Below are 14,616 nucleotides of genomic sequence, written 5' to 3'. Positions count from 1 at the left end.
CCGGACGGGGTAACCGGGGCGCAGCGGCGCGGGCTCCGCTCAGGTGGAGAGGTCACCGAGCCGGACGAGCTCGCGGAACTCGGGGCTCGTCTCCTGCAGCCCGGCGAACGTGCCCTGGCCGATGATCCGCCCCTGGTCCATCAGCACGATCTGATCGCAGCGCTTGACCGTGGAGAGACGGTGGGCGACCACGATGACCGTGATCCGTCCGCGCAGCGACTCGATCACCTCGGTGACCCGGCGTTCCGTGAGGTTGTCGAGGGCCGACGTCGCCTCGTCGAGCACGAGGAGGCGGGGCCGCCGGAAGAGCGCGCGGGCGATGCCCAGGCGCTGGCGCTGGCCGCCGGAGACGCCCACGGCCCCTTCGCCGATCACGGTGTCCAGGCCGTCGGGGAGCTCGTCCAGCCACTGCCCCAGCTGGGCTTCGCGCAGCACGCGCTCCACCTCGGCCCGGTCCGCCGTCTGGGTGGCCTCGACGTCCAGGAGCACGTTGTGCAGCACCGTCCCGTTGACCACGGTGACGGACTGCGGGACGAACGCCACGTTGTCCCACCAGCCGCGCGGGTTGGCCTCGAGCTCCACCCCGTCCACGTAGACCCCACCGCGCTGGGCGTGGTGGAAGCCGATGACCAGGTCCACCAGGGTGGTCTTGCCGGCACCGCTGCCGCCCACGAAGGCGTACGAGGAGCCGAAGGGGATGCGCAGGTCGATGTCGCGCAGGACCGGTTCGGCCTTGCCGGGGTAGGTGAAGGACGCGTCCCGCACCTCGATGGACTCCTCGAACGTGATGCGCTCGTAGGGCCGGTCCGCCGCGTGCAGGACCGGCTGCGCGGCGGCGAGCTCCGCCGTCGTGCGCTCGAAGGCCGGCCAGGAGGTGCGGATCTCATTGGTGGTGGCCATGAGCGCGGCCATGGACGGCAGCACGCGGAAGCCGGCCATCGCGAGCAGGGCGAGCGAGCCGAACGCCTCCCCGCCGCGGCCCTGGATGAAGGCCACGGCCACGAGCGCCGCGATGGCGGCCACGAAGGCGACCTCGAGCACGTAGCGCGGCATCATCGTGAGGATCATCTTGAGCCGCGTGGCTTCGGCGCTCTCCATGCGGGCCGCGCGGTACTCCTCCATGAAGGCCGAGTCGTTGCCGCGGATCTTCACGTCCTTGTAGTTCTCCAGGCCCTGCAGCGCCGCCGTGTTGGCCCGCTCCCCCGCGGTCACCAGGGTCCAGCCCAGGCGGGAGGCCGGGCGGCGGATCACGGTCTTGATCACCCAGGCGACGGCGAGGAAGTACAGGGCCATCCCGAGCCCCGTCAGCGGCATGGAGACGCCCACCACGACCGCCACCGCGACGAGCGTCACGGCCTCCGTGAGGAACGTGACGGACGCGTTCACCACGCCCGTGTACGCCATGCTGGAGGTGCCGGTGACGTTGTTGACCAGGGTGCCCACAGTGCGCGTCAGGTGCAGGCCGTAGTCGGCCCGCAGGTAGTAGCGCAGCAGCGTGGCGGACGTGCGGATCAGGTTCTGGTTGGTGAACCCCATGGTCCACCAGCGGAACGCGAGCACCAGGATCGCCTTGAGCAGGAAGGCCAGCACGATCACGACGGCGAAGGCCACCGTCTGCTCCGGCACCGTCACGGCCCCGAACCGGGCCAGCAGCCCTTCGAGCGCCGGGGAGCCCAGCTCACCCGAGGTCAGCAGGCTGACCAGCGGGATGATCGAGGCGAGCGCCACCATCTCGAGGCCGGCCACGAGGACGGACCCGAGGACCACGAACACGAGGCGGATCCGCATGGGGCGGTCCACCAGGTACTGCGTTCCCTCGGGCAGCCGGGCTTTGAGGAGTCGGGTCAGCACGTCGCCCATCCTAGGGGCCGGGTCTGGATCGGCTTAGAACGCCCCGTACACCCGGGCGGTGTTCTCGCTCACCGCGCGGGCGAGGGCCGCCACGTCGTCTCCGCGCGTCTCCGCCATGCCCCGCAGGGTCAGCGGGATCAGGTAGGGCGCGTTGGGGCGGCCCCGATGCGGATGCGGCGTGAGGAAGGGCGCGTCCGTCTCCACGAGCAGCAGCTCGGCCGGGGCGATCCGCAGCGCCTCGCGCAGCTCGTCGTTGGCCTTGAAGGTGACGGGCCCGGCGAAGGACATGTGCCAGCCGTGCTCGGCGCACGTGCGGGCCAGTTCGGGCCCGCCGGAGAAGCAGTGGAACACCACGTGCGGGGGCAGCCCGCCCTCGGCCGCCTCCTCGAGCAGGATCCGGACGACGTCGTCGTGCGCGTCCCGGTCGTGGATCTGCAGGGCCGTGCCGAGTTCGCGGGCGAGTCGGATGTGCCGGCGGAAGGACTCCTGCTGCGCGGCGTGGCCGGCCTCGTCCTGCGTCCGGAAGTAGTCGAGGCCCGTCTCGCCGACGGCGCGCACGCGGGGGTGGCGGGCAAGCTCCGCGATCTGCGCGAACGCCTCCTCGAACTCGCCACGCTCGGCCAGGCGAGCCGCGTCGTTGGGGTGCAGCGCCACGGCGCCGAGCAGGCGGGGCTCGGCCTCGATCGCCGCGATCGTGAACCGGGCCGAGGCGACGTCGCAGCCCACCTGGACCGCGCCGACCACGCCCACCGCCTCCGCCGCGTCCATCGCCTGGTGGACGTCCACGCGGACCAGGCCGTCGCGGAAGTCGAGGTGCGTGTGGTTGTCCACGACGGGCGCCGGCAGCGGCTCGGGTGCGGGCGGGTACTCGAGGCGCCGCCGACGTCCCGACTTCTCCTCGTGGGCGTCCCGGCGCGGGCCGCCGTCGTCGTCCGGCTGCGGGGCGGGGGCGCGGTAGGCGAGGGGGGTCTCGGATGCGTGGGCCATGCACCCCACTCTAGGGAGCCGAGCCCGGCCCCCCCGACACGCCTCGGGGGCGGTATCGGGTGGTATCCGACGTGGATACCACCCGATACCGCCCCCGGAGGGAACGGCTCGGCGGAGAGGTCAGGCCTTCGCGGCCCACGGGTCGGCGATGCCGATGTACTGCACCGAGGTGTACTCCTCGATGCCCTCGGCGCCGCCCTCGCGGCCCAGGCCCGACTGCTTCACGCCGCCGAACGGCGCGGCCGGGTTGGAGATGACGCCCACGTTGTAGCCCATGAGGCCGAACTCGATGCTCTCGGCCACGCGGTACATCCGGGCCTGATCCTTGGTGAACACGTAGGAGGCGAGGCCGTACTCGGTGTCGTTGGCCATCTCGATGGCCTCCTCCTCGGAGGAGAAGGTCACGATCGGGGCCACGGGGCCGAAGATCTCCTGCTGGAGGATCGGGTTGCCCTTCTCCACCTTGATCGCGGTCGGCGCGTAGAAGTAGCCGTCGCCCTCGATCTTGTGGCCGCCGGTGAGCACCTCGCCGCCGGCCGCCACGGCGTCCTGGACGAGCTGGTCGATGTCGTCGCGCGCGCCCTCGTCCACGATCGGGCCGAGGGTGGACTCCGGGTCGGTGCCGCGCAGGGGCTTGAGCGCCTCGAGCTTGGCCACGAACTTCTGCGTGAACTCCTCGGCCACGTCCTCGTGCACGAGGAAGCGGTTGGCGGCGGTGCAGGCCTCGCCCATGTTGCGCATCTTCGCGGCGAAGGCGCCCTCGACGGCGGCGTCCAGGTCCGCGTCCTCGAAGACGATGAGCGGGGCGTTGCCGCCGAGCTCCATGGAGGTGCGCAGCACGTTGTCCGCCGCGTCCTTCATGAGGCGCACACCGACCGGGGTGGAACCGGTGAAGGACACCTTGCGCAGGCGCCGGTCCTGCAGGATCGGGCTGGAGATCGACGAGGCGGAGGAGCCCGCGACGACGTTGAGCACGCCCTTGGGCAGGCCGGCCTCCTGCATCACCTGCGCGAACAGCTGGGTGGTCAGCGGGGTCAGCTTGGCGGCCTTGAGGACCATGGTGCAGCCGGCGGCGACGGCGGGGCCCACCTTGCGGGTGGCCATGGCCAGCGGGAAGTTCCACGGGGTGATCAGCAGGCACGGGCCCACCGGGCGATGGTGCACCTGCATGCGCAGCGTGCCCTCCGGCACGGTCAGGGTGCGGCCGTAGTGGCGGCCGGCCTCCTCGGAGAACCAGCGCAGGAAGCCGTTGCCGTACGTGACCTCGCCGCGAGCCTCGGCGAGCGGCTTGCCCATCTCGAGGGTCATCAGCAGTGCGAAGTCCTCGGCGCGCTCGTTGATCAGGTCGTAGGCGCGGCGCAGGATGTCGGCGCGCTCCTTGGCCGGGGTCCGGGCCCAGTCGGCCTGCGCGGCGCAGGCGGCGTCGAAGGCGGCCATGGCGTCGTCGGAGTTCGCGTCCTGCAGGCTCGCGATGACCTTGCCGGTGGCCGGGTCCTTCACGTCGAAGGTCTTGCCGGAGGAGGCATCGCGCCACTCGCCGTCGATCAGCAGGCCGGTGGGGACGGACTCCAGCAGCGCCTTCTCGCGCTCAGCGGTCACGGTCATGATGCACCTCTTTCGGGGTCGGTGGTCGGAGGCGGCACGCCCCGCGTCCCTCAGGGGAACGGGTGGACGGCCACGGGTATTCCGACGCCGTCCGGCGGCGGTCGGCAGCGGCTCCACGGCTGATCCTAGCCAGGCCCCGGGGCCGCGCCATCGCCCATGAGCATCTGTGTAGCCGGGGACGTGTCAGCCCCGGGCCGCGAGCACCGCCTGGTAGAGCTCCCGGCTCCGCATCCCGTGGGCTCCGGCCACCGCCGCCACGGCCTCCTTGAGCCGGGTGCCGGACTCCACCAGCACCCCCACCTCGGCGACGGCGTCCGCCTCGGACGCCTCGCCCTCGGCACCGGGCGCGGGCGGCCCGATCACCAGCACGATCTCCCCGCGGATCCCCTCCCCCGCGTGCCGCTCCGCAGCCCAGGCATGCACCTCGGCCGCGGTGCCGCGCACCACCTCCTCGTGCAGCTTGGTGAGCTCGCGGGCCACGCACACCGGCCGCTCCGCACCGAGGACCTCCACGACGACGGCCAGCGCGTCCGCCAGACGCTGCGGCGACTCGAAGGCGACCACCGTGCGGGCCTCGGTCAGCAGGGAGGTGAGCCATCGCCGTCGTTCCCCGTCCTTGCGGGGGACGAAGCCGTCGAAGGCGAACCGGTCCGTCGGCAGGCCGGAGAGGGCGAGCGCGGTGGTCACGGCGGAGGGGCCGGGCGCGCAGGTCACGGGCAGCCCTGCGGACACCGCGGCCGCCACGAGCCGGTACCCCGGGTCCGAGACCGTGGGCATGCCCGCGTCCGAGACCACCGCCACCGTGGCACCGCCCCGCACCTGGTCCAGCAGCCCCTGGGTCGAGGCCGCCTCGTTGTGCTCGTGATGGGCCACCACCCGGCCCGCCGGGGTGACACCCAGCCCGGCGCACAGGCGCCGCGCGGTCCTGGTGTCCTCGGCGGCGATCACGTCCGCCTCCGCCAGCAGCTCACGCAGGCGCGCGGACGCGTCCCCGAGGTGGCCGATGGGGGTGGCGGCCAGGACGATGCGGCCGGACGGGGACGGCAGATCAGTCGGTCTCGGGGTCATATGTCAAGATCGTAGAGGCACCGCCCCGAGCCCGCCCGGGCCCACGCCTCTCCGAAAGGTCAGGACCATGCCCGTCGAGCCCCGCATCTGCATCACGTCCGGTGGCGACGAGATCCGCCTGCGCTCCTACGTCAACCACGCGATCTACGCTCGAGAGCACGGGCTGGACTACCGGCTCGAGACGGGCATCGACCCGCATATCGTCACCAAGTTCGACTACAAGGTCGCCATCCTCCGCCGGCTGCTCCCACGTTATGACTGGCTCGTGTGGATGGACGACGATGCCTTCTTCACCGACTTCGAGGCGGACAACCTCCGACGCCTGATCTCCGAGGCCGAGCGTGACGACATCAGCCTGGTCATCGCCGAAGGGCCCACAGAGCCGAACGGGTTCTGGTCACGCATCAACACCGGGGTCATGCTGCTCCGGAACGACGAGACGGCGCGCACGATCGTGGAGTCGACCTCGACAGCGGACCTGGCCACGGTCCGGGCCTGGTGGGACGACGATCGCGACGGTCTGTTCACCCACGGCGACCAGGACCAGATGTGGTGGGCCATCCAGACGGGCGGGCACGCCGAGCGCGTCCGGATCGTCGGCCACCGAGAGCTGAACTCGCGCGGGCACTACTACGAGGACTCCCTGACGGACGCGTTCGTCATGCACTTCACGGGTTATCCGGACAAGGAACTCGGCATCGCCCGCTTCGCCGACCGCTTCGACATCGGACAGGAGATCGTCCCTGAGCCGCTCCTGGACAAGTATCACGTCAGAGTGCGCAGCCCCCTGAGGGGCGCCCGCCGTGTCTGGCGGGAACGCTCGGTGGACACGCTGGCAGCGGTCAAGTACCGGCTCCGCCCCCACAAGGACCGGATCCAGCGCGTCGCAGGGTTCCTCCCGCCCGCCGTGCGCCGCCGGTGGCCGCTCGGCCACGTCTGAGAGCAGGCCGCACGTCGAGGAGGCCTGCTCCACCCCGCCGCCTAGCATGGAGCCCGTGCCCGCCACCGCCCTCGCCTCCCGCCCCGCCGCCGTCGCGGTCGACGACGGCCCCTTCGGCGTCGCCGCCCTGCGCGCCCGCCTCGGGGTGAGTGCGGCACCCCTGACGCGGTGGCACTGGATCCTGCCGCTGCTGGTCACGGCGATCGCCGGCGTCCTGCGGTTCACGAACCTGGCCCACCCGGACCAGCTGATCTTCGACGAGACCTACTACCCCAAGGACGCCTACTCCCTCCTGGAGTCCGGCTACGAGCGGCGGTGGGACGAGGACGTCAACGACGCGTTCGCGCGCGGCGAGGCGGAGCCGCTCGAGGGGGCCGCCTACGTGGTGCACCCGCCGCTGGGCAAGTGGCTGATCGGCCTGGGCATGCTCGCGTTCGGTCCGGACAACGGGGTGGGCTGGCGGTTCAGCGCCGCGGTGGCCGGCACGCTCTCCGTCCTGCTGGTCGCCCTCGCCACGCAGCACCTGCTGCGCTCGGTGTCCCTGGGCGCGGTCGCCGGGCTGCTGCTGGCCGTGGAGGGCCACCACCTGGTGATGTCCCGCATCGGGCTGCTGGACATCTTCCTCTCGTTCTTCGTGCTCGCGGCCTTCGCCGCCCTGCTGGCGGACCGCGTCCACGGGCGGCGGCTGCTCGCGGAGCGGCTCGCCCACGACGTCGCCCGGCGGGGACGCGACGCCCTGGCCAGCGGGCCGTGGCTCGGCTGGCGCCCATGGCGACTGCTCGCGGGCGTGCTGCTGGGCGCCGGCTGCGCCGTGAAGCTCTCCGGGCTGGCGTTCATGGCGGCCTTCGGCCTGCTCACGGTCCTGTGGGACATGTCCGCGCGCCGGACCGCCGGGGTGCGGCGCTGGGCGTGGGCCGGCATCGAGAAGGACGGCCTGTACGCGTTCGTGGCCGTGGTGGGCGGCGGCCTGGTCGCCTACCTGGCCTCGTGGACCGGCTGGTTCGTCACGGAGGGCGGCTACTACCGGGACTGGCACCGGGACAACCCGCCGGAGGGCCTGCTCGCCGGGCTGGTCCCCGGCCCGCTGCGCTCCCTGTGGCACTACCACGTGGAGTCCACGACCTTCCACCAGGGCCTCACCAGCCCCCACGACTACGCCGCCAACCCGTGGACCTGGCCGTTCATGGGCCGGCCCGTGAGCTACTACTACGAGGGCGCAGAGCCCGGCGAGGGGATCTGCCCGGCGGACGCCGCGGGCGCGTGCTCGGCGGCCATCACGGACATCGCCAACCCGTTCGTGTGGTGGACGGGCCTGGCCGCCGTCCTCGTGTGCGTGTGGCTGCTGGTGCGCCACCGGGACTGGCGGGCCGGCGCCCTGCTCGGCGCCTACGCGGCCGGGCAGCTGGTGTGGTTCCTGTGGCCCGAGCGGACCATGTTCTTCTTCTACACGATCGCCTACGAGCCCTTCCTCGTGATGATGATCGCCCTGGCGCTCTCGCTGCTGCTGCGGCCGGGCCGCCGGCCCGGGCCCCGCTGGGGCTCGGCCCTGGTGCTGGCGTACGTGACGATCGCCGTCGCCGTGTCCCTGTTCTTCCTGCCCGTGTGGATCGGCGACGTCATCCCGTACGACCAGTGGCGCTGGCGGATGTGGTTCAGCAGCTGGATCTGACGGCCGCGTCCCGGGCGCGGGTGTGCCGACCGCGCGCCGCACGCCCGGAATGGATACCCTCGGACCGTGCAGAACCAGAGCCCCGTCCATGAGTCCGCCACCGAGCTCGTCGGCATGCCGCCGGCGGACTCCAACATCACGGACCTGATCGTCACCTCCTGTGCCGACCGGCCGGACGCCCCCGTATACGCCGTGCGCAACGGCGCGGGCGGCTGGGTGGACGTCCACTTCACCGCGTTCCTGACCCAGGTGCGCGCCGTGGCGGCCGGCCTCATCGCCCGCGGCGTCCAGCCCGGGGACCGGGTGGGCCTGTTCTCCCCCACCTCCTACGCGTGGGCCGTCCTCGACCAGGCCGTGTGGTTCGCCGGCGCCGTCTCCGTGCCGATCTACGAGACCTCCTCGGCCCACCAGGTGGAGCACATCGTCACGGACTCGGGCCTGCGGGTGGTCGCCGTCGGCAGCGAGGAGCTCGGCGAGCGCGTCGCCGAGGCCGCCGGGCACGCGGGCGTGGACGTGGCGACGTTCCCGCTGACGGACGCCGGACTGGCGGAGCTGGCCGAGGCCGGCGCGTTCGTGTCGGACGACGCCGTCGAGCACGCCCGCTCCCTGGCGACCCTCGCCAGCCCCGCCTCGATCGTCTACACCTCCGGCACCACCGGCCGCCCGAAGGGCGCCGTGATCACGCACGGCAACTTCGTGGGCGCGGCCATCAACGTGCTGCACTTCGCGCGCGAGGTGGTCCAGTGGTCCCCGGAGACGACGACGTCGCGCACCCTGCTCTTCCTCCCGCTGGCCCACGTGCTCGCCCACGCCGTCCAGGTCATCTGCCTGTACGCCCGCATCCAGGTGGCCCACTCCGGTTCCCCGGCCACGCTGCTCGGCGACCTCGCCTCCTTCCACCCCACGTGGCTGCTGGCCGTGCCGCGCGTGTTCGAGAAGGTCGAGGCCGGCATCGAGGCCAAGGCCCAGAAGGGCGGCACCGGGCCGATCTACGCGGCCGCCAAGCGCACCGCCATCGAGTGGTCCACGGCCGTGGACGAGGCCGAGTTCGGGGACGGCCCCGGGCCTTCGGCCCTGCTGCGCGCCCGGCGCGCGCTGTTCGACCGGCTGGTCTACCGCAAGATCCGGGAGGCCCTCGGCGGCGAGGTGATCTCGTGCGTGTCCGGCGCGTCCGCCCTCTCCCCGGAGCTGGTGCACTTCTTCCGCGGCGCCGGCATCCCGATCGTGGAGGGCTACGGCCTCACGGAGACCACCGCGCCGGCCACCGTGAACATCCCCGGCGCGCACCGGGTGGGCACCGTGGGCCTGCCCGTGGCCGGGGTGACGGTGAAGATCGCCGAGGACGGCGAGATCCTCATCCGCGGCCCCGTGGTGTTCGACGGCTACCACGGCATGCCCAAGGCGTCGGCGGAGGCCATGGAGGACGACTTCTTCCGCACCGGGGACATCGGTGCGCTGGACGAGCACGGCTTCCTGCGGATCACCGGCCGCAAGAAGGACGTGATCATCACCGCCGGCGGCAAGAACGTGTACCCCACGCCCATGGAGGAGGCGCTGCGCCAGCACCGGCTCATCGAGCACGTCGTGGTGGTCGGCGAGAACCGCCCGTTCGTGGGCGCCCTCATCACCCTGGACACCGAGGCCTTCACCCAGTGGGCCCTGGACCGCGAGCTCAGCCTCACGCCGGCCGAGGCCGCGACGGACCCCACCGTGCTGGCCTCGATCCAGGAGGCGGTGGACCAGGTCAACGCGGGCGTCTCCCGCGCCGAGTCCATCCGCCGCTTCCGCATCCTGGACCACCCGTTCACCGAGGACTCCGGGCACGTCACCCAGTCCCAGAAGCTCAAGCGGACCCAGGTGATCGAGGACCACGCCGAGGACGTCGAGGCCCTCTACCGCCGCTGACCCCGCGCCCCCGGACGACGACGGGCCGGGAGGACGCCTCGTCCTCCCGGCCCGTTCCCGTCCGGCGGCGGTCAGCGCACCACGGCGTCGTCCTCCCGGGCCCACCGCAGGCGGGTGCGCAGCAGCTGCTCGCGGCGGTCCGCGCTGAGCTCACGACGGCGGCGCGTGGGCCACGTGAGCACGAGCGTCACGAGGGACGCCAGCAGGGTCACCAGCCCGACCACCACGGCCGCGTCCACCCAGAACTGCTGGGGGTAGAGGCGGATGAGGGCGTCCCGCACGGAGAACGTCCACGTGCCGTCCGCGAAGAACAGCGAGTGGAACCCGGCGAAGAACGTCTCCCAGCCCAGCACCGCCAGGACCGCGAGCGCGATCACCGCGAGCGGCAGCCACACGGCGCCGGCGAACAGGCCGCGGCGCACCCCGCCGGGGCTGGTGCGCAGCAGGGACGCGATGAGCAGGGCGCACACCACCACGAGCACCACGAGCGCCGCAGTGGCGATCCACAGCACGGTCTTCACGTCCGTCATGTGGTCGACCTCGACCTCGGTGAACAGGGGCGCGCCCTGGTGTGTGAGGCTGCTGAGGTACCGCGGGCCGGCCAGGTTGGTCACGTAGTCCAGCCCGGCGGAGCCGTAGTGCATGCGGTCGGCGAGGGTGAAGCCGAACCGGTCCGCGGGGAACCCGGGCCGGTGGTACTCCAGCCACAGGAACACCGGGCTCGCCACGAGGCGGACGGCGGCCAGCAGCAGGGCGAGCGGGGCGAGGATCGCCAGCAGCACCTGTGCCAGGCGCGGGCCCGCCTTGGGCAGGCGCGCGCGCTCCTCCGGCGTGGGCCCCTGCAGGGCCGCCGCCTGCGCCACGGGGGCGGCGGTGCCGTCCTCGGGGTAGCGGTCGACCGGGGCGGCTGTGCTCGACCCCGCCGGGCGGGCCCCGACGGCGGCGCTCAGCGGGCCGAGCTCGTCGGCGCCGGGCAACGGCCGCCGGTCGCCCTCGGGCACGGCCCGGGAGGCGACGATGTCGCGGTCGGCGTCCGCGACCGGGCGGCCGGCGTCGCGTCGGTCCGCGGCCGCCGCGTCCCCGCCGCGCAGCGCGGCGAGGTCCTCGGGGCTGAGCGCCGAGGTGTGCTGGGCGCCGCCGTCGTCGTCCCGGCCCATGGCGGGCAGCGCCTGGGTGCGGTTCGGGTCGTCTGCGGCGTCGTCCTCGACGAACGCGCCGTAGTCCAGCCCGGAATCGAAGTCCTCCGCCCCGGCGCGCTCGTCGCGCCCGCGGCCGGCCTGATGGGAAGCCATGCTCGTGCCTCTCTCGAGTGGGTCCGTCCGCCCGCGGGCGCCGGGGATCAGTAGCGGTAGTGGTCGGCCTTGTAGGGGCCGGCCACGTCCACGCCGAGGTACTCGGCCTGGGCCTTGGTCAGCTCGGTCAGCCCGACGCCGAGGGCGTCCAGGTGCAGGCGGGCGACCTTCTCGTCCAGCACCTTGGGCAGCGTGTAGACGCGCTTCTCGTAGTGCTCGCCGGTCAGGGCGCCGGTGCCCGTGGAGCCGCCGAAGAGCTCGATCTGCGCCATCACCTGGTTGGTGAAGGACGCGCTCATCACGAACGAGGGGTGGCCGGTGGCGTTGCCGAGGTTCAGCAGGCGGCCCTCGGAGAGCACGATGATGCTGCGCTCGGCCTCCGTGCCGCCGTCCAGGGTCCACTCGTGGACCTGCGGCTTGATCTCCGTCTTCACGACGCCGGGGATGCGGGCCAGGCCGGCCATGTCGATCTCGTTGTCGAAGTGGCCGACGTTGCCCACGATGGCCTTGTCCTTCATGGCGGCCATGTGCTCGGCCATGATGATGTCCTTGCCGCCGGTGGTGGTGACGAAGATGTCGCCCTCGCCCACCACGTCCTCGAGGCGGGCCACCTGGTAGCCGTCCATCGCGGCCTGCAGCGCGCAGATCGGGTCGATCTCCGTGACGATCACGCGGGCACCCTGGCCGCGCAGGGCCTCGGCGGCGCCCTTGCCGACGTCGCCGTAGCCGCAGACCACGGCGACCTTGCCGCCGATCAGCACGTCCGTGGCGCGCATGATGCCGTCCGGCAGGGAGTGGCGGATGCCGTACTTGTTGTCGAACTTGGACTTGGTCACGGCGTCGTTCACGTTGATCGCCGGGAAGAGCAGGCGGCCCTCCTGCGCCAGCTGGTAGAGGCGCAGCACGCCCGTGGTGGTCTCCTCGGAGACGCCGCGCAGGGTGCCGGCGGTGCGGGTCCAGTGCTGCGGGTCGCGGGCCAGCGAGCGGCGCAGCGTCTCGAGGATGATCCGGTACTCCTCGGGGTCGTCCTCGGTGGCGCTGGGCACGGCGCCCGCGGCCTCGAACTCGACGCCCTTGTGCACCAGCAGGGTGGCGTCGCCGCCGTCGTCCAGGATCATGTTGGGGCCGCGCTCCGGATCCTCGTCCGCGCCCGGCCAGGTGAGGATCTGCGAGGCGGTCCACCAGTAGTCCTCGAGGGACTCGTTCTTCCAGGCGAACACCGGCACGCCCTGCGGGTCCTCGGGGGTTCCCGAGCCCACGACGACGGCGGCGGCGGCCTCGTCCTGCGTGGAGAAGATGTTGCAGGAGGCCCACCGGACCTCGGCGCCGAGGGCGATGAGGGTCTCGATGAGCACGGCGGTCTGCACGGTCATGTGCAGGGAGCCGGCGATGCGGGCGCCCTTGAGCGGCTGGGCCTCCCCGTACTCCTCGCGCAGGGACATCAGCCCCGGCATCTCGTGCTCGGCCAGGCGGATCTGGTGGCGGCCCGCCTCGGCCAGGGACAGGTCCCGGACCGTGAAGTCGAACGAGGCACCGGGCACGGTGGTGCGGTTGGCGAAGGCCGGGTCGACGTCGGGGGTGCGGAACTCTGCGGAGGTCTCAGTCATGCCCTCCAGCCTAGCGAGGCCCCGGACGGCACGACACGTGCCGCGTCAGTCCCCGTCACGCACCACGCGCAGCCCGGGGCGGGCCGGCGGGACGGCCATGGGCCGGGTGGGGACCGTGCGCACGCCGCCGTCCGCGTCGACGGCCTCGTAGTGCTCGGGCAGCTCCAGCCGCAGCACCTCCCAGCCGCGCGGGGCCGTGGTGCGCCGAGCGTGCTCGCCGCAGAGGTCGTACGTGTGCGGCTCCGCCCGGCGCGACAGGGGCCCGATGACCACCTGCGAGTCCGCGTAGTTGTACGTCAGCGTGGCCAGGGCAGGGCTCTGGCATCCGGTCTTGCTGCAGCGTCGCATGGGTCCCACGCCCGCCACCCTACTCGGCGGACGGCCCGGAGCGGTGGCCTACCATGGCGCGCATGACCGCGTCCGCCTCCTCCGATCCCCTCGACCCCCTGCCGTTCCGGGCGGGCGACGCCGCGGGGGCCGAGCCGGGCGTCGAGGGCGGCCCGGCCGAGGCCGGCGTCTCCTCCCCCGCGGGGCGCGGCGGTCGGGACCGCCGTGGCCGAGGGCTGCGGCATCCGCGCCCGTTCGGTGCACGCTCGGAGCGGGGCCGGGGCGAGGCGCTGCTGGCCGCCGTCGAGAAGGCGGTGGACCGGCTGGGCTCCCTGGACGCGCCCGGGCTGCGGCACGTGACCGCGCGGGTGGAGCGCATCCCGGACCGGCTCGACGAGCGGCTGCGCGAGCTGCACGCCGGCCGGGAACGGGATGAGGAGGCGCTGTTCGCGCGGGCCGAGCGGCAGGGCCGGGACGGGGTGCTGATCACCCTGTTCGAGCGGCCGCTGCGGGACGCGGCCGACCCGGCCGACCTCGAGGGGGCCGTCTACGGGGTGGCGCTGAGCCGTTGCGCCGACGCGCTGGGCGTGGACCCGCAGGTGCTCGACCCCAGCTGGGGCCGCGGCTGAGCCCGGGCCGGGCGGTCCGCACCGGGCACCGCGCCCGGTGGACGGGCGCCGCGCGTCAGGCGCGGGCGCGGCGCAGGCGCAGGCGGCGACGCTCGCGCTCGGAGAGCCCGCCCCAGATGCCGAAGCGCTCGTCGTTCGCCATGGCGTACTCCAGGCACGCGTCCTTGACGGTGCAGGCCTCGCACACACGCTTGGCGTCCCGCGTGGAGCCGCCCTTCTCCGGGAAGAACGCCTCGGGGTCCGTCTGCGCGCACAGGGCGTCCGCCTGCCAGGCCAGCTCGCCCTCGACGGGCTCGGTGGTCACGCCCGGGATGGCGGCCCAGTCGGCGGAGACGGGCACGGCCTCGACCGGACGCGCGTCACCGGGGAAGAGGGCGGTGACGGTGGCGGCCGGGGTGCCGGTCTCGCCGTCGAGGTCGTGGGCGGTGAGGAAGGCGGTCGCCTGATCCTCGAGGCTCGCGCCGGCGACGCCGGCCTGCGGGTCGGCGGGGTCGAGGAACCAGTCGCTGGGGACGCTCCGCGGACGAGGCGCCGGCGCGGGATCGGCGCGGTGCGCGTCCTCGACTCGCTGGGTCTGCTCCATGTGTGACGCCTCTTCCCGGGATCGACGTGGCGGTGTGGGCCGGGTGACCATGCGGTCCGCGCGGGTGCCGGGCAATCCGGCGGGCCCCTCCTGGCGGGACCGTTGGCCCGGGTTCATTACATCGGTGTGATTCATGCCGAGTCAAACCGAGCG

General features: G+C 73.1%; 12 protein-coding genes. 4 read left to right on the top strand and 8 right to left on the bottom strand.

Going from position 1 to position 14,616, the window contains the following annotated elements; all coding sequences use genetic code 11:
- Positions 1–39: 39 nt before the first annotated feature.
- The 4 genes from ACUJ8O_RS04405 to rsmI form a co-directional block, all read right to left on the bottom strand.
- On the bottom strand, positions 40–1,860 hold the full coding sequence (locus ACUJ8O_RS04405) for an ABC transporter ATP-binding protein (RefSeq protein WP_241252448.1): 1,821 nt from the start codon (positions 1,858–1,860) through the stop codon (positions 40–42).
- A gap of 24 nt (positions 1,861–1,884) precedes the next feature.
- Positions 1,885–2,838 carry a TatD family hydrolase gene (locus ACUJ8O_RS04400; RefSeq protein ID WP_445373185.1) on the bottom strand — a complete coding sequence of 318 codons (954 nt, stop codon included), beginning with the start codon at positions 2,836–2,838 and terminating at the stop codon, positions 1,885–1,887.
- Positions 2,839–2,958: 120 nt separating this feature from the next.
- Positions 2,959–4,443: an NAD-dependent succinate-semialdehyde dehydrogenase gene (locus tag ACUJ8O_RS04395; RefSeq protein ID WP_434783538.1), complete on the bottom strand. Its 1,485-nt coding sequence runs from the start codon at positions 4,441–4,443 to the stop codon at positions 2,959–2,961.
- 183 nt (positions 4,444–4,626) lie between these two features.
- Positions 4,627–5,511 carry a 16S rRNA (cytidine(1402)-2'-O)-methyltransferase gene (gene rsmI / locus ACUJ8O_RS04390; protein ID WP_141843375.1) on the bottom strand — a complete coding sequence of 295 codons (885 nt, stop codon included), beginning with the start codon at positions 5,509–5,511 and terminating at the stop codon, positions 4,627–4,629.
- A gap of 67 nt (positions 5,512–5,578) precedes the next feature.
- Between rsmI and ACUJ8O_RS04385 the strand changes: the two genes are divergently transcribed.
- The 3 genes from ACUJ8O_RS04385 to ACUJ8O_RS04375 all read left to right on the top strand — a co-directional run bounded on the left by ACUJ8O_RS04385 (position 5,579) and on the right by ACUJ8O_RS04375 (position 10,025).
- Positions 5,579–6,451 carry a hypothetical protein gene (locus ACUJ8O_RS04385; protein WP_181743487.1) on the top strand — a complete coding sequence of 291 codons (873 nt, stop codon included), beginning with the start codon at positions 5,579–5,581 and terminating at the stop codon, positions 6,449–6,451.
- A gap of 55 nt (positions 6,452–6,506) precedes the next feature.
- Positions 6,507–8,120 carry a dolichyl-phosphate-mannose--protein mannosyltransferase gene (locus ACUJ8O_RS04380; protein ID WP_445373184.1) on the top strand — a complete coding sequence of 538 codons (1,614 nt, stop codon included), beginning with the start codon at positions 6,507–6,509 and terminating at the stop codon, positions 8,118–8,120.
- Positions 8,121–8,186: 66 nt separating this feature from the next.
- Positions 8,187–10,025, top strand: a complete 1,839-nt coding sequence (locus tag ACUJ8O_RS04375; RefSeq protein WP_170748153.1) for an AMP-binding protein — start codon at positions 8,187–8,189, stop codon at positions 10,023–10,025.
- A gap of 71 nt (positions 10,026–10,096) precedes the next feature.
- Here ACUJ8O_RS04375 and ACUJ8O_RS04370 read toward each other — a convergent pair whose 3' ends face one another.
- From ACUJ8O_RS04370 to ACUJ8O_RS04360, 3 genes are read right to left on the bottom strand one after another with little or no spacing between them, the layout of a single operon-like run.
- Complete coding sequence (locus ACUJ8O_RS04370; protein WP_445373183.1) at positions 10,097–11,317, bottom strand: TIGR01906 family membrane protein; 1,221 nt, start codon at positions 11,315–11,317, stop codon at positions 10,097–10,099.
- Between the two features lie 47 nt (positions 11,318–11,364).
- Complete coding sequence (ahcY, locus tag ACUJ8O_RS04365) at positions 11,365–12,924, bottom strand: adenosylhomocysteinase (RefSeq protein WP_225348319.1); 1,560 nt, start codon at positions 12,922–12,924, stop codon at positions 11,365–11,367.
- A 45-nt stretch (positions 12,925–12,969) separates the two neighbouring features.
- A complete protein-coding gene (locus ACUJ8O_RS04360) occupies positions 12,970–13,272 on the bottom strand; it encodes a DUF3499 family protein (protein WP_020628239.1) in 303 nt (100 codons plus the stop codon).
- 62 nt (positions 13,273–13,334) lie between these two features.
- Here ACUJ8O_RS04360 and ACUJ8O_RS04355 point away from each other — a divergent pair, with 62 nt between their 5' ends.
- Complete coding sequence (locus ACUJ8O_RS04355) at positions 13,335–13,880, top strand: hypothetical protein (protein WP_233569950.1); 546 nt, start codon at positions 13,335–13,337, stop codon at positions 13,878–13,880.
- Positions 13,881–13,935: 55 nt separating this feature from the next.
- Here the strand turns inward: ACUJ8O_RS04355 and ACUJ8O_RS04350 are convergent, their stop codons facing one another.
- On the bottom strand, positions 13,936–14,463 hold the full coding sequence (locus tag ACUJ8O_RS04350) for a WhiB family transcriptional regulator (RefSeq protein WP_206495767.1): 528 nt from the start codon (positions 14,461–14,463) through the stop codon (positions 13,936–13,938).
- Between the last annotated feature and the right edge of the window lie 153 nt (positions 14,464–14,616).

It is taken from the genome of Micrococcus sp. EWR3.9.1, from assembly GCF_052615555.1.
The sequence above is the reverse complement of the archived record's forward strand: the minus strand, read 5'-3'. Positions and strand labels throughout refer to the sequence as shown.